Genomic DNA, 20209 nt, shown 5'->3' with positions numbered 1-20209 from the left:
AGCCAGCCATTTGCAATGCAAAGCGATCGTTGGCCATGGGACTCCGTATCGACAGCTTCGATACGAATTTTCCAAGGGTCAAGTGGCGAGCTGCTTGCGATAGTCGGCTGGGCTCATGCCGAAGGCGCTGCGAAAGGCTCGGCAAAAAACGTTGGAGGAGGAGAAGCCGGAGGCTAGAGCCACGTCTTTGATCGGCAGGCGAGTGGCTTCTAGGATCGATTGGGCGTGCTTGAGTCGCAGGGACCGCAGGATCTTGCCAGGAGGCTCTTGGTAGCGCTCGTGAAAGCTGCGAATGAAGTGTTCGCGCGATACCCCGCAACGGGCGGCCACGTCCTTGAGGGTGATGGGCGAAGTGTGCTGGTTTTGCAGCAGGTAGTAGCCGTATTCGATCGGATCGCTGTCTTGAGTTTCTTCGACCTGTTGGCGGTAGATGGCTGTGAGCAGACGGGTGATCAGCTCCGACTCGTGATAGCGGTCCCGAAAGCTGCGCTGCGAGAAGCAATGGAAGACCTGATCGAAGAGGGCGCTGGACTCGGATTGGGCCGGCATGGAGAGAACCGAGCCGAAGTCCTGCCGGATCCGGTTGAAGATGGGGATGGCGGTGGCGGTGGGATCGATGGAAAGGTAGCGGTGGCGGTAGGGCTGGCTGCCGGTGGCCGGGAACCCGTAGCGGCTGTTCTCGCGCTGGGTGAAGAGCATGATCTTTCCCACTGGCACGCTCTGGCGGCCGTTTTCGTCCTCCCAGAAGGCTTCGCCGGAGAGGGTGCGCTGGAGATTGATGCGATTGGACTCGCTGCGACGCGAATTGTCCCAGTAGTAGCGCGTGTCGTGTCTGACTTCTTCGGCCCCTCCGTCGACGCGGGCGAAAACCTGCTCCTTCATTGTCCTTCGAAGATCAGTTTTTGCACAAGGAGGGCAAGGCCGAATATCGATTCGCGGAGGCATGCGGCGGTTTGCTGGAAAAAAAGCCGCCGAAGGGGAGGCTTCGGCGGCTGGGACAGCAAAGGGGCTGCGAGTGAAACCGGACTCTATCTTTTCGGGGAAAGGCGCATGAGCAGGACGTCGTGCGATCCTATCTTGGCCGTGAGAGGCGTGTCGGTGTCCCCCAGCTCGACGTCGTTCCACACGTCGTGGATTTCGAATTCACCGCTGAGGGCCCGCTCCATGCGATGCCACTCGATCTCGATGCGCTGTTCCTGGTCGGAGGTGTTGAGCACGCAAACGGCCCAGTCGCCGTCGCTCAGCGGCTTGATCCAGGTCTGGTGCTTGCCTGGCACGATGCCGAAGCGCCAGGCCGCCACGCCGTCAGGGTCCTGGTTGATGGCGATCACGTCCGGATGGGTGAGGATTTCCGTGATTTCGGGAGACATGGAGCGAACGTCGTTTCCAGCCATGAGCGGGGAGCCGATGAGGGCCCAGAGAGTGAAATGGGAGCGCGACTCGGCCACGCTGAGGCCGGGATTTCCCACCTCCAGCATGTCCAGATCGTTCCATCCGTCGGGACCGGAATAAACGCCCAGACCGTCTCGGCCCACGACCGAAGGCTTCAGCTCGTGGTAGCGGTCGAGAATGACCTTGAAGCCGCGGGACCACTCTTGCTCGCAATCCCAGCAGTCGTAGATGTCGCCGGATATGCGCCAGAGGTGTCCGATGTCCTGGGCCCAGAGCCAGGGGTCGTTGTCGCCCCATTCGCAGATGGAGAAGACGATCGGTCGGCCCGCCGCGTAGAGGGCGTCTCGCATGGTGGTGTAGGCTTCGATGGGGTCGCGCGTCCCGGTGGCGCACCAATCGTATTTGAGGTAGTCGACGCCCCAGGCGGCGAAGGTGCGGGCGTCCTGGTACTCGTGGCCTTGGCTGCCGGGGTAGCCGGCGCAGGTGGTTTTTCCCGCGTCCGCGTACATGCCGAGCTTGAAACCGCGCTCGTGCAGGTAGTCTGCCAGAGCCTTCATGCCGCTGGGGAACTTTTCCGGATCGGCGACAAGGTTTCCTTCCGCGTCGCGCTCGCGCAGGGACCAGCAGTCGTCGATCACGATGTAGACGTAGCCTGCGTCGCGCATGCCGGAGTCGATCATCGCCTGGGCGGTTTCCTTGATCAGGTCCTCGTCGATGGCGCTTTCGAAGGTGTTCCAGGAGTTCCAGCCCATCGGCGGGGTGAGGGCGAGGTTTTCGAATTTCTGGGCGCTGGCGCTGATGGCCAGGGTGAAGGCGGCCAGGCCGGCCATGGCTTTGGTGGCGAATCGGGCGATTCGGGCGTGAGGGAGCGATTTCATAAATCGAGTCATTCGGGTAGAGGGTTCGAGCAAAAAAGGGGCGGCGGCTGGCGGCGCTGTCAATCGATGCCGTTTGGCAGATCACAAATTGCGTAGCGATGGGTCACTCTTTGATCGGAGCTCGGCCGCTTGGGCCTGTCGGTCTCCTGGGCGAGGCAAAGCGCTGGTAGGAACGAGCTTGCAAGGCGAGGGGCGCGGGCGGTAAGTTTTTCGTTTCAACGAGATCGCACTATGGCAAGTACCTCAGACGATTCCAAGGCGGGCCCCGGAAGGGAGCGCTCGAGTTGGACATTCTTTTCCAATCACGCGCACGTGCTGCTCTGTCTCTTTCTTTCGGAAGACAAGGTTCTCCGAGAGGTGGCCCAGGAGGTCGGCATCACGGAGCGCGCGGTGCAGAAGATCGTGGCGGAGCTGGAGGCGGCCAAGATCGTGTCGCGCTCCAAGGAAGGCCGGCGCAACCGTTACAAAGTGAACAAGCAGGTGACCTTGCGCCACCCGATCGAGGCCCACCGCACGGTGGGCGAGCTGATCGATTTCGTGAAGCCTAAGGCCTAGGGCGTCAGCCCCCTGTGAATCGGGGCAGCGTCCCGCCTCGGCGCTATTGGATGAGCGGCGCCAGGGTTGCGCTCTTGGCGGGATCGGGGCGACAAAATGGAAATCAGATTCGTGTTTTCGCGAGCTCGTGTTTTCGTTCAAGCGCGATCCTTCCAAATGACTTTTCGACCCAACCTGATCATGACAGCGCTCAGCCCCAGAATGCTCTTCGCTCTTTTCGCCGCTTTGCTCGCCGCCGTCTCCCTGCGTGGCGCCGAGCAGACCTTTAGCGATGGAAGGGCGGCTCTCGAAGCCAGCCGGAACCTTGCGAAGCTCTCGGTGGAGGGAAACCGGTTTGTCGACGAAGAGGGGGAGACGGTTGTGCTGCGCGGCGTGGCCACCAGCGATCCCGCTTCGCTGGTGGAGCGAGGGCTTTGGGGAAGGGGCTATTTCGAGCAAATCGCCAGCTGGAACGCCAATGTGGTGAGGATCTGCGTGCATCCCAAGGATTGGCGAGACACGGGCGAGGAGGCGTATTTGGCCTTGTTGGACCAGGCGGTCCAGTGGTCGGCTGAGCTCGGCATGTACGTCATCATCGACTGGCATTCCATCGGAAACCCGTTGACGGATATCTACCATCGCGACGTTTACATCACGGACCGGGGCGAGACCATGCGCTTCTGGTACACCATCGCCCAACGCTACCGTGAGAACAACGCGGTGGCGTTCTACGAGCTTTGGAACGAGCCGACCAATCGCGGCGGCAAGATGGGCCGGCTCCCCTGGGCGGACTACAAGGCGTATATGGAGGAGATCATTTACATGATCCGTCAGAACAATCCCGACGCGATACCGCTGGTGGCTGGTTTCAACTGGGGCTACGATCTGACCAGCGTGCGCAACGATCCGATCGATTTCGAAGGCGTGGGCTACGTCGCTCACCCCTACCCGCAAAAGCGCGCTCAGCCTTGGGAGGGAAAATGGGAAACGGATTGGGGCTACGTCGCCGAGACCTACCCAATGATTTGCACCGAGTTCGGCTTCATGTCGGCCGACGGTCCCGGGGCTCACAACCCGGTCATCGCCGATGAGGAGTACGGAGAGGCGATCATCGCGTTCTTCGAGGAGCGAGGCATTTCCTGGACGGTTTGGGTGTTCGATGCTCAGTGGTCGCCCCAGCTGCTGGACGATTGGGACTACACGCCCTCCCGTCAGGGCCGTTTCTTCAAGCGCAAGATGGAGGAGCTCAACCCGTAGGGCGTTCCGTGTCCCTCGCTAAGGCCCATCGGCGTGGCGGCCAAGCAGCCGCTGGGTGAGCCAATCTTGGAAGCCGCTCATATCGTCCCATCTGATGGCGAAGCGAGCGGTGAAGGGTCCGTTGGGATCGCGCACGGTGTATCCTTCATCGCTGACGGAAAAGCGTATGGTTTCGTATTCAAGAAACGAATTCGAGTAGGCCATCAGCACGGCGACGTCGTCGAACAAGGTGGATGTCTTCTGCGTGAAGAAATCGCACTCCATCCACGGCACTCGCGGAGCCCAGATGCAGTAGTTCTCGATGACGGAGCGAAGCAGGGCATCGTCGGTGGACCGCCATATCTTTTGATAGTTCGAGCCCTCCAGCAGCATCAGGCCGCAGGTGTCGAGCGGGGTGAGGGAAACCGATTTCCAAGGCGCGGCCATCAGCTTGCGGAAGGCGGGCACGTCCGCGACGACATTGTATTCAGCTGACGGAGACGTCGCTCCGTCGTAGCCGACGTCGATGCTGCCATGCATGCCGAACAGCTCGCACTTTCTCGCGACGTCGGGCGCTCGGGCCACTGCTTCCGCTAGATTCGGCGCGGGGCCGATGGCGATAACGGTGATGGTGTCCGCTTCGCTGTTTCGCACGTAGTCGATGAAGGCTTGCACGCCGTCCTGATGAACGGCTCCTGGATAGCTGCCGAGCTGGTAGTCCTCTACCCAGGGCCCCTGATGCCGATCCTGATCCTTCATTTTCCCCGTTTCCGATCCCAAGGCGATTTCCACATCCGCGCGCTCGGCGCGTTCGAGCAGTTTGGCAGCCACGCTGGCTCGGTAGGCGGGCTCCCCGGTTTCCGTGAGCAGCAGGTCCAGCTTGAGTTCGGGAGAGCGCAGGAGGTGGGCCAGGGCCCAGGTGTCGTCGATGTCACCGCCGATGTCGGTCGAGAGCACGGTAGGCTTGGGCGCCGCGTCGAGCGTGGGCAGGCCGATCAGGAGGACGAGGCTGAAGATGATGGTTTTCACGATGCGCAAGGCTTGAGGGGTTGGGCAGTGGAGGCAAGGCCGGTGGTCAGGCGAACAGGCGCTTGAGGAAGGGGTTTTGAAACTTGTCCGTCGGGTCGAGCTGACCGCGGATCGTTCGGAAGTCGCCGAAGCGCTCGTAGCGTTCGGCTATTTGTTTAGCAGGCATGGTCGAGAGCTTGCCCCAGTGGGGAATGGCCTGGAAGGGTTCGAGCTTGGATTCGATGGCCGGCAGCAGTTGCGCCACCTCGCTCCATTTCGGCTTCCAGGTGAAATGGATGGCGACGCAGTCCTGTTGATAGCAAGGGCTGAGCCAAAGGCTATCGGAGCGGATGGCGCGTATTTCCGAAACGAATACGTGCGGAGCGATCCGTTCGCGTAGGGTGAAGAGCTGTTCGACCGCATCGCTAGCGTATTGGCGGGGGACGTAGTACTCGCTTTGCAGCTCCTCCCCGCTGCTTGGCGTGTAGTCGAGTCTGAAGTGTGGCAGGCGCTCGTGCCACGGCCCGGGCTGCCCGAGTTGCTCGGTGCAGTTGACAGGATCGTGATTCGGTAGCGGGTGCTTCTTACCCGAAGCGAGCGTTGCGCCATACAGCTTGCTCGGCGGCGCGAAATGCGGGTTTTGGTCGAGACGGGTCTTCAGCCAGATCTGATGAAAGCTGTCCTGTGTCCAGTCGGTGAAGAGGCTCACGCTGTAGGCAGACGAGAGGATGGCGTCGAGGTATCGGTCGATCTGCGAGAGCGGCAGATCCGTATAGAGGTCCTGCCGCACCTGATAGCTTTGCTCGATCGACAAGGTTATCTTGGCCACCACGCCGAGGGCTCCTAGGTTTACGATGACTCCCGGTAGGGTGTTCGCGTTTTTGTATCTGGAAAAATGATACAGAGTTCCGTTCGCGGCCACTAGGTCCAGCTTTTCCACGCTGGTGGCGAGATTTCCGTTGTTCACACCTGAGCCATGAGTGGCAGTGGCGATCGCTCCGGCGACGGAGATGTGGGGAAGCGAAGCGAGGTTTGCGAGAGCGTAGCCCCTCTCGTGCAGGAACCTGCAAAGGTGGCCGTAGCGAACGCCGCCTTCGATGGTCACGGTCATTTTGTCGCGATCGAGCTCGAGGATGCGGTTCAGGCTGGCGAGGGAGACATGGGCGGCGTCGGTGTCCGCGATGTCGTTGAAGCAGTGGCGCGTGCCGAGCGCCTTGAGCTTCAAGGTCCGGCTGACTCGTTCCTGCAGTTCCTCCACGGATTCAGGCTCGATGGTTTCCGAAGCGTGGTAGACGTGGTTGCCTGCCCAATTCGTATTTCCGGTACGCATGGCTTGAAGAGAGTCGAAGGCTTTGCTTTGCGATGTCGGTTTGGAGTTAGCGGTCCAGTAGTTGATACCTGACTACGACGGGGAAGTGATCCGATAGGTAGCGTTGGTTTACCAGATCGCTTCGAACCGCATAGGAAAGCACGCGAGCGGTGTCGGGTTTGAAGAACTGATAGTCGATGCGCTCTTCGGCGAGTCGGGAAGGATCGAATCCATTGAAGGTGCCTTCGGATCCGAAAGGCGGCGCTGGGCTGTGGTCCCTGGCGTCGGCTAGGGTTTCCTTTATTCGCTCGATCGGAGGAGAGCTCGGGGTCGCGTTCAGATCGCCCATCAGGAAGGCTGGCTCGTCCTTTCGGGCAAGCCGTTTCATGCGATCGAGAATCAGGTTCGCGCCGTTGAGTCGCGCTTCGGCGGCTTCATGATCGAAATGCGTATTGAAAACCCAATACGTCGCTTGGCTGGTCTTGTCCTTGAAGCGAGCGTAGGTGCAGATCCGCCGGTGGGCCGCTCCCCATCCGAAGGAAGGCGCGTTTGGCGTTTCCGAGAGCCAGAAGGTCCCAGAGTCGAGCAGCCTCACCCGATCGGTCCGGTAGAACAGGGCGCTGTGCTCGCCCGCCTTCGCCCCGTCGTCGCGACCGACTCCTAGGAAGGCGTATTCGGTCAAGGCGTTTTGCAGGAAGTCGACCTGTTGGGGCAGGCCTTCCTGGATGCCAAGCACGTCGGGCGCGGTGGAGGCGATTTGAGCGGCCAGCTGCTCCTTTCGAAGATCCCAGCGGTTTTCTCCGTCGCGGTCCGTGTCGAGCCGGATGTTGTAGCTCATCAAGCATAGAGCGGGTTCGTCCGCTCGAGCTTGCGAGCCGACGCCGAGCAGGCAAAGGATCAGAGGTCTGCAGTAGCGAGGGAGCTGGATTGGCATAGGGACAGTTTGAGTCAATCCAGGCTCGACGCAAACTTCCAGCGGGGTTTGCGTAGCGGAAACGATGCCTCTGCCGGGCGGCAGGGCCGGCGTTTTCAAATGGAAGGAAAGACGATGAGCGAGATTCTGGTGCTAGGGAGTCTGAACGCGGATCTGGTGGTGACCGCGACGAGAGCCCCGCAAGGGGGCGAAACGGTCGCGGGCGAACGGTTCGAGGTTTTCCATGGTGGCAAGGGAGCCAATCAGGCCTTCGCGGCGGCTCGGCTCGGTGGCGCCGTGTCGATGCTGGGCCGGGTGGGGCAGGATGAATACGGGGTGGCGCTTCGGGAGGGCTTGCGCTCGGTCGGTGTGGACGTGGAGCGCGTGCGCTGTATTGAGAAAACGGGCACTGGCGTGGCGGCGATCACGGTGGATGGCGATGGGCAGAACCGCATCGTGGTGGTTCCGGGCGCGAACGGGGCCTACACGTCTGGTGAGCTGGAGCGGGATCGCGACGCCTTTTCCGCGGCCCGATTCGCCTTGTTTCAGCTAGAGACCCCATTGGAAACCGTTGCGGAGGGGCTGCGTCGAGCTAGGCAGGGCGGATGCGTGACCATCCTGGATCCGGCTCCGGCTCGGGCGCTCGACGATTCGATGCTTTCGCTGGTCGACTACTTGACTCCTAATCAAAGCGAACTGCGGGCCCTGCTCGGGCGCTCGCAGGAGGAGTCGCCGCCCATGGATGAGGTGATCGCGATGGCTCGTTCGCTCATTGCCAGAGGGGTGGGCAAGGTTGTGGTGAAGCTGGGCGAGGCGGGGGCCTGCCTGGTCGGCGCCGATCTGGTCGTTCGACGTCAGGCGCGGAGTGTTCGGGTCGTGGATACGACAGCGGCGGGCGACTGTTTCAACGCGGCGTTCGCGGTGGCGTTGAGCCGAGGGCAGGACGAGGCCGCTGCGCTGCGATTCGCCTGCGACGCCGCCTCCTTATCGGTCACTCGCCACGGGGCCCAGGCCAGCATGCCGACATTCGAGGAGGCGAGCGGATTTTCGATCTCCTCCTAGTTGTGGGGCGGCTCGCTAGGCGCTGGTGACGGTGTATGCCGGCAAGGGGCGCGTGGTGTGGCCTTGCACGATGCGACCCTCCACCAGGTTGTGGCGCCGATGGGCGGACGGGTTGTTGATGCGGTCGAGAAGTCGCGTCACGGCGGAGGCCCCCATTTCCTCTAGAGGCACTTTGATGGAGGTCAGCATGGGCATGCCCGGCGGAGGGGCGATGCCGTCGAAGCCGGTGATGGCGCAGTCCTCCGGCACGCTGATGGCGTGCTTGCGAAGATCCGCGATCAGGCGGTAGGCCTGATGGTCCGCGGCGCAGACCCAGGCGGTGGCGCCGCCGCGGGAACGTTTCGCCACCTCCGCCGCCAGGTCGGCGGTTTCGATATTCTGGCCTTTGCGCACGTTCAGGGCGAGCTGCGGGTCGAAGGGCAGGCCGTGGCGGTAGAGGCTGTCCACGAAGGCTCCGAATCGGCGAAACACCCAGGGGTTTTCCACCGAGTAGCGCCAGCTCACGAAACCGATTCGGGTATGGCCGAGCTCGGCGAGATGAGTGACGACCTTTTGAATGCCGGCGTGGTGGTCGACGTCGATGCTGTCGATGCCCGCGTCGCTGTAGTCCTCCGCGATGGAGACCGTCGGCAACCGGCTGGATAGTCGGGCCACCGTTTCCGGAGTGAACGGGAAGATGAGCACGGCGCCGTCCCAGGCCCCGCTTCCCCGACGCAGCCCCTTGGGCGTGCGGTTGGTATCCACCAGCACGTCCAGCTCGGCGGGATCCACGTAGCGCACGTCGAGCGACAGGTCCAGCGAGGCGGCCCGTTCGCTGACGCCCTTGAGCAGGTATTGCGAGGGGAAGGGCAGCTCGATCATTTCCTGACTGGAGGCGATGAGCACGCCAATCTCCGTCGCTCGGTTGACGCGCTTGCCCTTGCGAGTACGCTGTGGCGTGTAGCGATACCCCAGCTGGGCCGCCAGCTCGAGCACCTTCGCGCGCGTTTCGGGATTGATCTTGGCGCGGTTGGAGAAGCAGCGGGACACGGTGGTGCGGCAGATGTTGAGCTGGTCGGCGATGAGCTGTTGGCTGACTTTTGCCATGATCGTGATGAGGAGGAGCTGAGGATGGAAATAAAGTGTGCAGAAAAGTGTGCAAAGATTGTGCACACTTTTGCACGGAAAAAGTTGAGGGGATGTGATTACAATGGGATTTTCTCTATCGTTTTCCACTAGGAAGACCGGATTTGCCCCGATTTCGTTAGCGAACGTTCACATCGCTGTGTTGAGCGAAGGCGAGCGCGGTTAGGGCGAGTTTGCATTCACATATTATCACACCATCGCACCCAAGCCCCTGTAACCCCCCACCGCGCCTGGCGTGGCAGTACTACCCTGGAGGAGAGAACTATGAGCGTACGAAAGATTGCGAATCGACTGAACATTTCACCTTCCACCGTCTCTCTCGCGCTCAAAGGCGACGTAAAGATATCCTCGCGCACCCGAGAACGCGTGGAAAAGGAGGCTGAGCGCATCGGCTACAGGAGGGACGCCAAGCTCAACGAACTGATGGCTCAGCTGCGCCATCGCGGTCTTCGTCCCACGGAATCGTGTTTCGGAGTGCTTTCGTTTTCCGATCGCTTGCGTCCGTGGGAATCGAGCGAGGGCGGTCGCGAGCTTTACCGGGCCATGACGGCTCGAGCGGAGCGTCTGGGCTATCGCCTGGAGCCGTTTCGGGTACGCGAGCCGGGCATGAGTCTGACGCGTTTGCGTGAGATTCTCGACACCCGTCGAATCGAGGGGTTGCTGTGCTTCGGCGATCAGAGCGAAGGCCAGGACTTTCCGGAGGAGCTGAGCTTTGGCAGCGTAGTCAGCGTAGGCATGGGATTCAACGGCCGTCTCAACTGCGTGTCGCAGGACTACTTCGGCGACATGTTGAACGTGATGGGCCGCTTGGCGGAAATGGAATTTAAACGGCCAGCTTTGGTGCTTGGGTCGGACATGGATCCCACGGTGGCGAGCCGCTATTTCGGCGCGTGGCAATGGGCGCAGCAGCAGGAGGAAGGGAGCAAGGAGCTCGTTTTCAGTCTGACTGGTGAGGACGAGAGCGCGTTCTCTCGTTGGCTGCTGTCGCATGAGCCGGACATCCTGATCTGGGCTGGTCGTAAATCTTGGCAGGACCTCTCGCTCCCGGAAGCGACTCTTGGCCGGCTTGGTCTGCAGGCCGTTTCGATGAACCTGCACCAGGATCAGGGCCTAGGCATGCTGGCCCGCTCCAGCGAGATCGGCGAACGAGCGATCGACATGCTGGTGCGCGGCGTCACCGAGCGGGCGTTCGGCCTGCCGCTCAGCCCGAGGCGCGAGACCGTGGGCAGCCAGTGGGTGGACACCCGCCCGCAAAGCGCGGACGTCCTGCACGAGAGCGTCATGGAATCCGCCTGCAAGCGCCACCGCGGCCAATTGGTAGCGAGCTAGGCCGTCGCGATTTTGAAAGCCGGAGCGCTCGATTCCTGCTCCGGGCTCCGATGGCCTGCGCAAGCTCGTGCGGGGGGCAGTTGATGGTCAGGCGGCTTTTCGCGCCGCGAGATCCGCTTCGATTTCCTCCACCTTGGCGTCGGTGAGCGGGTAGAGGATGAAGGCTCCCACGTTGAGCAAGGCGAAGACTCCCGGAATGAAGGTGAACATCAGACGAATGCCCAGCAAGGCGGTCTCGGTCTGATCCACATTGGGCACGAACCCGAACTGTCCCAGCATCAGACCGGAGAGTCCGCTGCCGATGGTGAGGCCCATTTTCTGGGCGAAGAGCACGGCGGAAAAGATCAGCCCGGTGGCCCGCCGTCCGAATCTCCACTCCCCGTAGTCCGCTACGTCGGCGTACATGGACCAGAGGTAGGCCACGCCGGGGCCGGCGGCGAGAGCGGAGGCGAAGTTGATGACGAACATGGTCCAGTAGGCTTCGGGCGGAACGAAGAAGAAGACCATCATGAGGGCAGCGTTGATGGTGGAGAGCACGATCATGAGCAGCCGACGGTCGAAGCGGTTGGCCAATGGCTTGGCGAAGGCCACTCCGATGATCAGGGCGATCATGCTGGAGCTCATCAGCAGGCTGGTGCGGTCCACGAAGAAGATGAATGGAGAGTTGTCGTCGCCCACGTAGTATTTGAAGTAGTGCACGGTGACGGCGTTTTTGATGGCGACGTTGGAGAGGTTGAAGACGCCGCCGAAGACCAGGATGAGCCAGGGCTTGTTTTTTATCAGGTCCAGCAGGTCTTCGGTCACGCGGCCGGAAGCGCTCGGGTCTTTGGTGACGCGTTCCTTGGTGGTGGCGAAGGTGAACCAGAAGAGGGCCACGGAAAGCGCCGCGAAGATGGCCATGGTGGTGGCGAAGCCCGCGGCCTCGTTTTCCGCTCCGAAGTAGCGCACCAGAGGGCGAACGCAGAGCGAGATCAGGAAGCCGCCTCCGAAGGCGCAGACGAACCGATAGCTGGAGGTGGTGGTACGTTCCGGAGAGGAGGGGGAGATGACGCCGAGCAAGGCGGAGTAGGGCACGTTGATGGCGGTGTAGGCGGTCATCATGAGGGTGTAGGTCACCCAGGCGTAGATGAGCTTTCCGTTTTGGGAGAGTTCCGGGCTCATGAACATGAGGTATCCGAGAAACCCATACGGCACGGCCATCCATAGAATGTAGGGCCGGAAGGAGCCCCATCGGCTTTTGGTGCGATCCGCGATGATGCCCATGATGGGGTCGTTGGCGGCGTCCCAGAACTTGGTGACCAGAAACATGGTGCCCACCGCGGTGGCGGAAATGCCGAACACGTCGGTGTAGTAGTACAGCAGGAAGATGTTGAAGGTCTGGTAGAAGAAGTTGGAGGCGGTGTCGCCGAGGCCGTAGCCCAACTTCTCTTTGAGCTTCAATGGAGCGGGTGATGACATGGATCTTGGAAAATTGGGGCCGATTCGCGATTCGCCTCCGACGGGTGGATTGTCCGGACCAATCGAGTCGCGAGGGTAGTTGAAAGGGATAGGAAAACGGGTAGCAAGAGCAAGGTTCGCTTCTTCGCAATAGCCAAGTGAGAAGAGGAATCGTCGCATTGCAAGGCAAGCGCTCAGGCGCGCTTACTAAATGGGAAAGCCGATGCGACTAGCGTTGTAGGTGATTTAACCTTACAGCTATTTCGATTCGGTTTGCCGGGCGAAGGATTCGATGGCTTCCAGCAGCTTATCAGGTCGCGTCGGCTTGCTGACATAGTCGTTCATGCCTACGGCGATGCAGCGATCGCGGTCGCCTTTCATGGCGTTGGCGGTGAGGGCCACGATGTAGATGCCGTCGTATTCGGACTTGGCGCGAATGCGCGAGGTGGCTTCGAACCCGTCCATCTCTGGCATCTGGCAATCCATGAAAATGATGTCGTAGCTTTTTTGGGCGATCGCTTCCAGCACCTCCAGACCGTTGTTCGCGATGTCGCTTTTGATGCCCATTTTCTTGAGTTGAAGTTTGGTGACGCGCTGGTTGACCGGCATGTCGTCGGCGATCAGGACCGAAAGCTCGGGTCCGTGCCACTGGAGCTTTGGGGAGCTTTTTCTCGTTTCGGGCGCCTCGATCGGCGTTGCCTGATGCTGCTCGGTATCCGGTTTTTCGAGACGGGTGGTGAACCAGAAGGTGGACCCCTTTCCCTCTTCGCTGGATAGGCCGATGTCGCCTCCCATCAGGGTTACGATTTCCTGGGAAATCTTCAGTCCGAGTCCTGTGCCTCCGAAGCGTCGGGAGTGTGAAGCGTCGGCTTGCACGAAGGGTTGGAAGAGCTTGTCCTTGGCCGTTTCCGGCACGCCGATTCCGGTGTCGCGTATTTCGAATCTGAGTACAGCGTGCCGATCCTCTTCGGAATCCACCGTCACGTTGAGGGTGACGTTTCCCACTTCGGTGAACTTGATGGCGTTGCCGATCAGATTGAGCAGCACCTGGCGCAGGCGGCCTGCGTCTCCCACCAAGGTTTCCGGCAGGTCGTCGGGCAGCAAGCAGAGCAGCTCGAGGTTTTTGGAATGGGCGGTGGTCTCGAGCAGGGTGAGGGTCTGCTCGACCGCTTCGCGTGGCTTGAAGGGATGCGGGTCGACGGTGAGCTTGCCCGCTTCCGCTTTCGAGAGGTCGAGAATGTCGTTGAGCAGCACCAGCAGGGAGCAGGCGCTGCCGCGGATGGTTTCGGCGAATTCGCGGGCCTGATCGTCCAGCTCGTGGTCCAGCAGCAGCCCGGTCATGCCGATGATGCCGTTCATGGGCGTGCGCAGCTCGTGGCTCATGGTCGCCAGGAAATTGCTTTTGGCCTTGGTGTTCTCCTCGGCCGCGTCGCGGGCGCGTTTCAGCTCTTCTTCCACCAGCTTGCGCTTCTGGATGTCGTGCATGACTCCGAAGCCGGACAAGGCTTTGCCTTTGCGCTTGAGCAGTCCGGCGCACACTTCCACCCAGCGCAGGGAGCCGTCCTTGTGAAGGATCTGCGTTTCGAACACGTTGCTGCGTATCTGTATCCGACGATCAAGGATAGTCTTGAGGAGGCGTTTCTGGCGATCGTCGATCAGGTCGAAGATGGTCATCTTCCTGGATTCCTCCACGCTGAATCCGGTGATGGTTTCGCCGGCCCGATTGTAGCTGGTGAACTTGCCTTCGAAATCCAGAGTGAAGATGAAATCGCTGCTGTTGCGCAGGATCTCGCGGTGCTGTTCCTGCATCAACGCCTCTCGCTCCACCTGGTGCCGGATCAGGTTGGTCTGTCGGGAGACCTGCTTGCGAAGCAGGAAACTCCAGGCCGCGGCGGCGCAGAGCACGATCACGCCCAGGGCTCCGGCGAGCAGGATACGGGCTGGCGACCACCAGGGGGCGTTTCTCAAGATGGTGATGTCGCTTTCGTCGCGCAGCAGAATGGTGGCTTCCTCGGGCTCGGAGTAGCGATTGTAGTCCACCTTGTAGACGCCTGAAACGGCGAGGGTCGCCCCTTTCTTCCAGGAGTCCTCCCAGCGGAAGAAGCGTTCGCGGTCGCCGATGGCCTCGATCAGCTGCCTGCCGTTTTGCAGCACGAACCGGGTTTCGTTGGCGGTAGCGGAAAGATTGAGCAAACGGCCCGCGTAGGTCACCAGATGGCCATCCCGCTCCACATCGATGCTCCGATTTTTCGGGTCGAGCATTTCGGGCGCAAGAGGGAGCCGCCGTCCGATCTTGCGAAAAATGGAATTGCGCAGCGACACGCGTTCGCCTTCGCGCAGCGGATATCCCACCACGTCGACCATGTCGTTGGGCTGAAGCTTTTCCTGGTTGCGACTGTAGGCCCGCACCACCTCGTTTCCGTTTTGGATGAAGAGGGCCTTGCCTGAGCTGTGGTAGGTGACGGTGCCTTGGATGCGAACGGGTCTCTCCGCTTCGGAAAAAGGGCGATAGGAGCCCAGCTCTCCGATGGGGGTGAGCGGAAGCTGGAAGGGCTCCAGATCGACGCTCTTTTGCTCGACCACCAGATTTCGGTCGGGCACCTGGAGCACCACGGATTCGAGGCGCCGCGAGGAGTCGACCTTGGCCTCCAGGACGCCGCGCAGCTGGACGTTGGCGCCGATCTTGCCATGATAGGCATTTTCGAGGGAATGCACGACCGCGCGCAGATCGCCGTGAGGTGTGGAGAGCAGGAGCTCGGTTTTCAGCCCTTCCTGTCGGGTGGTCTCCACTTGGCCCAAGACCTCTACCCACTGGGCGTCATGATAGCCGGTGATGGCCTGATCGTAGGATAGGTGGACGGGCTCTGGCGGAGAGACGGTACCAGCCACCACCACCGAGGTCGCTTTGATGGCGGGAGAAAAAGGTCCTTGTATGATATCGCCCTTCACCTCGATGGCGTCGCCGAAATGGATATCCCACTCAGAGCCTTCTTCGAGCTCGACTCGGATCCCTGCGCTTCGATCGTTCAGGTAGAGGACTCGGGCGTCGCGGTCGTAGTGGGTGACCACGCCTTGCAGGTGGGCCGAGTGGCCTTCGGTGATGGCTTTGGGGGCGAGGTGGAGGACCTGCTCCGCGAGCCTGTACTGAAGGCGCAGCTTGTTGGCCAGTTCGCTGAGGCGCTCCCGATCGACGTTTTGCACGCGGCGATAGAGGGCGTTTCGCAGGGTCCAGCCGGCGCCTTCGGGCTCGGGGTAGCCTACGACTTCTACCAGCGAAAACGACTCCAGTTTGGAGGCTTGCGGGGTGTCGATGACCAGCTGTCCGCTTTCGTCGCGCACGGTGAGCTGTTTCTCCGGCGTTTGCTGGTAGACCAGTCCACTGACCTTGACGAGCTGATCGCGGGGGAGCTCTGCAAGCTGCTCGATCGGCGCGGGCTCGGCGAAGAAGGCGGCTTTGTAGGGTGTGTCGATCAATTCGATGGGCCCGTTGACATCGCTCCAGAGAGCGAGCCCATCCGGTTGTCCTGTTTGACCGGGAGTGACCACGAAGACGCCTTGCACGCGCACGAACGCGCCCACTATTTTGGGGAGGGCCCGATCGTCGCCGAGGCGAAGTCGGAAATCGACGCTTTTGCCTTCGGCGATGATGCGAAAGCCAGCGTGGTTGATGTCCTGGAAGAACTGTCGATCGACGTATCCCTCGAGGCTCGCGTAGCGTAGGTTCGCTCGCGTGGGGGCGTCTAGCTGGGGGGTGATATCCAGCGGGTGGGGCAAGGCGTTTTCCTGGAGCGTCTCCACCGAGACGCGTTTCGAAGACAGCCCTTCCGAGGGAACGATCTGTCCGCTCAGGCGTACTCGGTCGCCGGTTTGAAAGTCGAAATCCGTATCCGCCAGATTGAGGTAGTTCGAGCCGGACCTGTCGGAAAACCAGAGCAGGTGCCACTCCGGGTCGAAGTAGAGCACCGTGCCTTCCACATCCAGCGGGCGGACGTGATCGCGGGTGTCCTCGGCGCTGGCGAGGGCCCACAGTTCGGTGAAGCCCTGCAGGGCCGCCGGCTGATCCGAGGCGGGTTGAGAGTGGATTCGAGCGGGCAGGGCAGCCAGCAGCAGGCCGCATAGAATAGGCGCGACGAAGCGCGCCAGACCAGCCTGGGAGCGGAATCGTCGAAAAGGAAGGGTCGGCTTCTGATGGCTCTGGAGAAAATCAGCTAGGTCGCTGGGGTGTTTTTCTCGAATCACGTATTAGCCTATCGGCTTTTTCAGAGACGGATGAACCCCTAGGGGACTCCCTAACCCCGCGATTAACTGGCGTCGGAACCTCTTTAAACATTCTTTACCGACCGGTCCTTTCGTCGTCCCTCATCTGACAGTTCGGCAGGGAGCCGAGCATTCGGAGGCGACGCTAGGGTCTTTCTCCCAGCGCATGGCTCCAAGGCCTTCCGGCATGGTCACTAGTGATGGAAGAAGAGCCAACCGTTGTAGGCGGCGAACACCAGCAGCAGCAGCGAGCCTTCCTTGCGATTGATCTGTCCGGGACCGCCGGGGCGATAGCAAAGGATGAAAAGGGAAAGGGTCAGTCCGGCCACCACCGGCAGATCTCGGGTCATGATTTCGGGCACGGTGGCGAACGGACGAATCAGCGCGGCGATGCCTACCACCGCGAGCGTGTTGAACATGTTGGAGCCGATGATGTTGCCCAGCACGATGTCGTGCTCGCCCTTTTTCGCCGCGGCGATGGAGGAGGCGAGCTCCGGCAGCGAGGTCCCGATGGCCACGATGGTCAAGCCGATGACCAGATCGTTCACGCCCAGCGTTTGAGCGATTTCCACCGCGCCCCAGACCATGGCTCGGGAGCTGCCGATGAGCAGCGCGAGGCCGATCACGAGCCAGAGAATGGAGTTTCCAATGCTTTGCTTCTTGCTGTCGAGCTCCTGGGTGAATTCGAGCGCCATGGGATCGGCCTCTCCCTTGACGCCTTGCCAGGCGGACCAGCCCATGACCACGGTGAAAACGGCCAGCATCACGAGCCCGTCCCAACGCTCGATCTTCAGATCCAAGAGCAATCCGATTGCGAGAATGGTGGCGCCGGTCAGAACGGGCAGCTCCTTCTTCAGAATGCCGGATTGGACCTTGATGGGGCAGACCAGCACCGTGATGCCTAGGATGAGGGCGATGTTGGCGATGTTGGAACCGAACGCGTTGCCCAAGGCCAGACCGGGATTTCCCTGCCAGGCGGATATGCCTGAAACGATGAGCTCGGGGGCGGAGGTGCCGAAACCGACGATCAGGATACCGATCAGCAAAGGCGGCATGCCCAAGTGGCTGGCGATGCCCGAGGCTCCGTCGATGAAACGGTCGGCGCTCCAGATCAGGACCAGTAGTCCAGCGATGACTGCGATGATGGGAAGTGTCATGGATGAGGCGTAAGGCGGTATGGTTCGCGAGTTCGTCAATTCCCTCGCAAGCTGGGAGCAAAGTAAAGACTCGCTGGAAGATTTTCGGTGCAGGTTTCGCACCAGACGGGCCACGGGCTGGGAAAGGCTTTCAGCGATCTGTTCAGATGAAAATCGCTTTGGCGCGGGGAAAGCAGTCCAGCAAGGCCTGCGTCTCCTCGGCCCGGCACGTCGCTAGAGCGGTGGACAGGGCGTCCGCCGTGGTGGCGTCGGGGGCGAGCACGTGCACGCTTCGGTGGCGGTTCACGCTGATGCCCGTGCGGGGGTCAATGAGATGGTGGTGCCGCCCTGTGGCGTCGAACGGCGTGCCGTATCCGCCGGACGATGACAGCGCCATGTTGTCGAGCTCGACTGTGCGGCGCTCGTTTGCGTCGGCCAGCAGAAGGTTCCAAGGCCGTCCGCTTGGGTGGGAGTCGAGGGCTCGTTTTTCGCCGAGATCGATCAGGCTGTGGTGGATCCCGTTCTGCCGAAGGAGCAGGGCGATGCGATCGGTGATGAAGCCTTGAGCGATGCCATTGAGAGTGACGGCCGAGCTCGGCAACTCCAGCTTGATGCGGTCGCGATGAACGCTCAGCCTGCGAAAATCGACCAATGAGAGCTGCTTGTCCAGATCGAGCTCTTCGGAGCTGCCGCCCACTGCGAAATGGCGTCTGGTCGCCTCCACGACTGGATGTATTGTGACGTCGAATACGCCATGGGTCTGGTGGCCCAAGTCGGTGGCGATGGAGAGCAGCTCAAGGAACTCTGCTGGAGGATCGATAAGCTCTCCTTGCCGGTTCAGTCGCGAGAGTAGCGATCGATCGTCGTAGAGGCTGAAGAACGACTCCAGGCGCTGGATTTCCGCAAGGCACTGCCGCAGTAGGGCGCGAGCCTGTTCCGGATCGGTATGGTGAAGCTGGATACTGGCCTCCGCTCCGAGCACGATGCCGCTCCAGGAAACGAGCGATGGCGCTTTGGACGCTCGGAGGGTGGTCGGTAGAAATCCGCCAGCGAGCAGGGAGGCGGAGCCCGCGGCGACGATGCTCAGGAAGCGGCGGCGTGATGGGTGGCGATTGGACGGCGGGGCGCTCATGACTCGGATCGGGAGAAGGCGCGTTCGCGCGCTTTTTTGAGGTATTTGACGGTGTACAGAATCCCGCTGAGGGTGAGCACGATGAGGCCGAGAGCTGATAGGTCGGCCACCCATTTGCCTGCTGCGCCGAAGAAGCGCCCTGAATGCAGGTCCAACAGGATGCGGTTCCAGCTAAGTCCCTCGCCTCGATAGCCTTCCAATATGGCCTTCCTGAGCTCCGCAGGAGCTTCCGTGGCTGACAGCGGGGGAAGCGAGAGCGATTCCGGGCGTTTTTGCCAGGTGAGAATGTCAGGATCGGATTGATACAGCCCTTCGGAGCTTTGCAGCAAAAGGGTCTGGCGGTCGCGCGTGGTGGCGCCCAGAACATCGCCCGGGGGCAGGGCGTTGTCGCGTAGGACTTCGATGAGATCGCCCGAGGGGGAGAGCAGGAATACCTCTGACTCGGACGCGACCGCTAGAAACGCGTCCAAGGTGACGATTGCGACCGGTGTCGTTGAACGATCGATACGCTTGTCCTCGAAGTAGAGCGAGCCGTCGAGGTGGGAGATGCTGCCATCCGGTGTCGGATAGTGAAGCAGCTCACCTTCGGGTGTCATGCCGTACCAGCGATAGATCCAGTCGGCGTCGGCGATTCGCTGATTGAGCTTTAGGTCGAGACTGTGATTGAGCAGGACGCCGGTGAGGCAGATCACGATGAAGATGGCGGAGAGCAGCACGCCGATGCGGCGATGCCAGCGCAGCAGGGCTCTCCCGGGACCGCGACGCCGTTTGTGATGTCGATGGCCAGCGCTCATGCTTCGGGTGGTGGCGGGTTGGTCTGCTGGTGGAAGTACAGGGCCAATCGACTCAGTCGCTCCAAGGCGTTGACCGACAGGGTGGCGCCTGCAATGCCGTCTATGTTTTTCGAAAGCTCCATGTCATCTTCCAAGGAAGCGTCTTGGAACTGGTCGGTGAAAAATGGATACTTGACTTCCCAGCCATGGCTTTCGCGATAGACCAGCACCTTCAGGCGAGCGATCTGCTCGTCTTCGACGGCGATGCCCACGGTGATCGGCTGCGTCTTACCGATCTCTTCTAGAATCCAGGCCGTGCGGTTTTCCTGACGCCAGTAGCGGATGCGCACCGCGGGATAGTCGTGGCCGAGAATTTCGCGAATGCGTGGCTTGAGAGATTTCGTCAGCCACAGGACCTGAGGCTTCGGAGGGGCTTGATCGAAGGTGTCCGCCAGAAACTGATCCGGCGCGAGGTAGGTTTCTTCCGCCACTTCGTCCGTCGCCTCGATCGATGGAGCGGCCAGCATGCAAATGAGCGTTAAGCAGAGGCAGGTGGCGAGACGGATGGGCATGTGGTCCAGAAAGAAGGGTTGAAGCGAAACGGGAAGCAAGCCCTGGATCGCGAAAAGGCCGGGAAGACGAACCATCGTCTCCCCGGCTGGCAGGTTGTTTTATCCGTAAAGGGTTT

The 20209-nt window shown here is 61.1% G+C and carries 16 protein-coding genes; 4 read left to right on the top strand and 12 right to left on the bottom strand.

The annotated features are described in order from the left end of the window. Positions 1 to 78 precede the first annotated feature (78 nt). Entirely contained in the window at positions 79 to 882 is an 804-nt protein-coding gene (locus QEH54_RS19695) for a helix-turn-helix transcriptional regulator (protein ID WP_309020428.1), read from the bottom strand. A gap of 146 nt (positions 883 to 1028) precedes the next feature. Further along, complete coding sequence (locus tag QEH54_RS19690; RefSeq protein ID WP_309020427.1) at positions 1029 to 2270, bottom strand: glycoside hydrolase family 27 protein; 1242 nt, start codon at positions 2268 to 2270, stop codon at positions 1029 to 1031. Between the two features lie 231 nt (positions 2271 to 2501). On the opposite strand from QEH54_RS19690, the gene QEH54_RS19685 reads away from it, so the two are divergent. Continuing rightward, positions 2502 to 2825, top strand: coding sequence for a winged helix-turn-helix domain-containing protein (locus tag QEH54_RS19685; RefSeq protein ID WP_309020426.1), 324 nt, complete (start codon positions 2502 to 2504; stop codon positions 2823 to 2825). Positions 2826 to 2981: 156 nt separating this feature from the next. Further along, positions 2982 to 4061 (top strand): glycoside hydrolase family 5 protein, encoded by a 1080-nt coding sequence (locus tag QEH54_RS19680; protein WP_309020425.1) that lies wholly within the window; start codon positions 2982 to 2984, stop codon positions 4059 to 4061. A gap of 18 nt (positions 4062 to 4079) precedes the next feature. Here the strand turns inward: QEH54_RS19680 and QEH54_RS19675 are convergent, their stop codons facing one another. Genes QEH54_RS19675 through QEH54_RS19665 form a run of 3 tightly spaced genes read right to left on the bottom strand, consistent with a single transcriptional unit; the run spans position 4080 to position 7291 of the window. After that, positions 4080 to 5069, bottom strand: a complete 990-nt coding sequence (locus tag QEH54_RS19675) for a nucleoside hydrolase (protein ID WP_309020424.1) — start codon at positions 5067 to 5069, stop codon at positions 4080 to 4082. Positions 5070 to 5115: 46 nt separating this feature from the next. Continuing rightward, positions 5116 to 6378: an FAD-binding protein gene (locus tag QEH54_RS19670; protein WP_309020423.1), complete on the bottom strand. Its 1263-nt coding sequence runs from the start codon at positions 6376 to 6378 to the stop codon at positions 5116 to 5118. Between the two features lie 46 nt (positions 6379 to 6424). Continuing rightward, positions 6425 to 7291, bottom strand: a complete 867-nt coding sequence (locus tag QEH54_RS19665; protein WP_309020422.1) for an endonuclease/exonuclease/phosphatase family protein — start codon at positions 7289 to 7291, stop codon at positions 6425 to 6427. Positions 7292 to 7405: 114 nt separating this feature from the next. On the opposite strand from QEH54_RS19665, the gene rbsK reads away from it, so the two are divergent. After that, positions 7406 to 8332: a ribokinase gene (gene rbsK, locus QEH54_RS19660; RefSeq protein ID WP_309020421.1), complete on the top strand. Its 927-nt coding sequence runs from the start codon at positions 7406 to 7408 to the stop codon at positions 8330 to 8332. A gap of 15 nt (positions 8333 to 8347) precedes the next feature. On the opposite strand, the gene QEH54_RS19655 is transcribed toward rbsK, so the two are convergent. Then, a complete protein-coding gene (locus tag QEH54_RS19655) occupies positions 8348 to 9418 on the bottom strand; it encodes a LacI family DNA-binding transcriptional regulator (protein WP_309020420.1) in 1071 nt (356 codons plus the stop codon). Positions 9419 to 9721: 303 nt separating this feature from the next. Between QEH54_RS19655 and QEH54_RS19650 the strand changes: the two genes are divergently transcribed. Continuing rightward, positions 9722 to 10786, top strand: a complete 1065-nt coding sequence (locus QEH54_RS19650) for a LacI family DNA-binding transcriptional regulator (RefSeq protein ID WP_309020419.1) — start codon at positions 9722 to 9724, stop codon at positions 10784 to 10786. Between the two features lie 87 nt (positions 10787 to 10873). On the opposite strand, the gene QEH54_RS19645 is transcribed toward QEH54_RS19650, so the two are convergent. The 6 genes from QEH54_RS19645 to QEH54_RS19620 form a co-directional block, all read right to left on the bottom strand. Next, a complete protein-coding gene (locus QEH54_RS19645; protein WP_309020418.1) occupies positions 10874 to 12244 on the bottom strand; it encodes an MFS transporter in 1371 nt (456 codons plus the stop codon). A gap of 237 nt (positions 12245 to 12481) precedes the next feature. Further along, positions 12482 to 16462 (bottom strand): ATP-binding protein, encoded by a 3981-nt coding sequence (locus tag QEH54_RS19640; protein WP_309020417.1) that lies wholly within the window; start codon positions 16460 to 16462, stop codon positions 12482 to 12484. Positions 16463 to 16674: 212 nt separating this feature from the next. Next, positions 16675 to 17637, bottom strand: coding sequence for a calcium/sodium antiporter (locus tag QEH54_RS19635; RefSeq protein WP_309020416.1), 963 nt, complete (start codon positions 17635 to 17637; stop codon positions 16675 to 16677). 142 nt (positions 17638 to 17779) lie between these two features. Then, positions 17780 to 18748 (bottom strand): FAD:protein FMN transferase, encoded by a 969-nt coding sequence (locus QEH54_RS19630; RefSeq protein ID WP_309020415.1) that lies wholly within the window; start codon positions 18746 to 18748, stop codon positions 17780 to 17782. Beyond that, on the bottom strand, positions 18745 to 19542 hold the full coding sequence (locus QEH54_RS19625) for a PepSY-associated TM helix domain-containing protein (RefSeq protein WP_309020414.1): 798 nt from the start codon (positions 19540 to 19542) through the stop codon (positions 18745 to 18747). Before QEH54_RS19625 ends, QEH54_RS19630 begins: the two co-directional genes overlap by 4 nt. Next, on the bottom strand, positions 19539 to 20168 hold the full coding sequence (locus QEH54_RS19620; RefSeq protein WP_309020413.1) for an FMN-binding protein: 630 nt from the start codon (positions 20166 to 20168) through the stop codon (positions 19539 to 19541). Before QEH54_RS19620 ends, QEH54_RS19625 begins: the two co-directional genes overlap by 4 nt. Between the last annotated feature and the right edge of the window lie 41 nt (positions 20169 to 20209).

This window comes from Pelagicoccus sp. SDUM812003 (assembly GCF_031127815.1).
In the GTDB taxonomy this organism is placed as follows: domain Bacteria; phylum Verrucomicrobiota; class Verrucomicrobiia; order Opitutales; family Opitutaceae; genus Pelagicoccus.
Note: the sequence above shows the minus strand (reverse complement) of the source record. Positions and strands in the feature narration are given on the sequence as shown.

Excerpts from the sequence above, each read along its gene's own strand:
- QEH54_RS19655 (WP_309020420.1), bottom strand. The coding sequence starts at position 9,418 with ATGGCAAAAGTCAGCCAACAGCTCATCGCCGACCAGCTCAACATCTGC.
- QEH54_RS19680 (WP_309020425.1), top strand. The coding sequence starts at position 2,982 with ATGACTTTTCGACCCAACCTGATCATGACAGCGCTCAGCCCCAGAATG.
- QEH54_RS19650 (WP_309020419.1), top strand. The coding sequence starts at position 9,722 with ATGAGCGTACGAAAGATTGCGAATCGACTGAACATTTCACCTTCCACC.
- QEH54_RS19685 (WP_309020426.1), top strand. The coding sequence starts at position 2,502 with ATGGCAAGTACCTCAGACGATTCCAAGGCGGGCCCCGGAAGGGAGCGC.
- QEH54_RS19635 (WP_309020416.1), bottom strand. The coding sequence starts at position 17,637 with ATGACACTTCCCATCATCGCAGTCATCGCTGGACTACTGGTCCTGATC.
- QEH54_RS19665 (WP_309020422.1), bottom strand. The coding sequence starts at position 7,291 with ATGCCAATCCAGCTCCCTCGCTACTGCAGACCTCTGATCCTTTGCCTG.
- QEH54_RS19670 (WP_309020423.1), bottom strand. The coding sequence starts at position 6,378 with ATGCGTACCGGAAATACGAATTGGGCAGGCAACCACGTCTACCACGCT.
- QEH54_RS19695 (WP_309020428.1), bottom strand. The coding sequence starts at position 882 with ATGAAGGAGCAGGTTTTCGCCCGCGTCGACGGAGGGGCCGAAGAAGTC.
- QEH54_RS19645 (WP_309020418.1), bottom strand. The coding sequence starts at position 12,244 with ATGTCATCACCCGCTCCATTGAAGCTCAAAGAGAAGTTGGGCTACGGC.
- rbsK (WP_309020421.1), top strand. The coding sequence starts at position 7,406 with ATGAGCGAGATTCTGGTGCTAGGGAGTCTGAACGCGGATCTGGTGGTG.
- QEH54_RS19620 (WP_309020413.1), bottom strand. The coding sequence starts at position 20,168 with ATGGTTCGTCTTCCCGGCCTTTTCGCGATCCAGGGCTTGCTTCCCGTT.
- QEH54_RS19625 (WP_309020414.1), bottom strand. The coding sequence starts at position 19,542 with ATGAGCGCTGGCCATCGACATCACAAACGGCGTCGCGGTCCCGGGAGA.
- QEH54_RS19690 (WP_309020427.1), bottom strand. The coding sequence starts at position 2,270 with ATGAAATCGCTCCCTCACGCCCGAATCGCCCGATTCGCCACCAAAGCC.
- QEH54_RS19630 (WP_309020415.1), bottom strand. The coding sequence starts at position 18,748 with ATGAGCGCCCCGCCGTCCAATCGCCACCCATCACGCCGCCGCTTCCTG.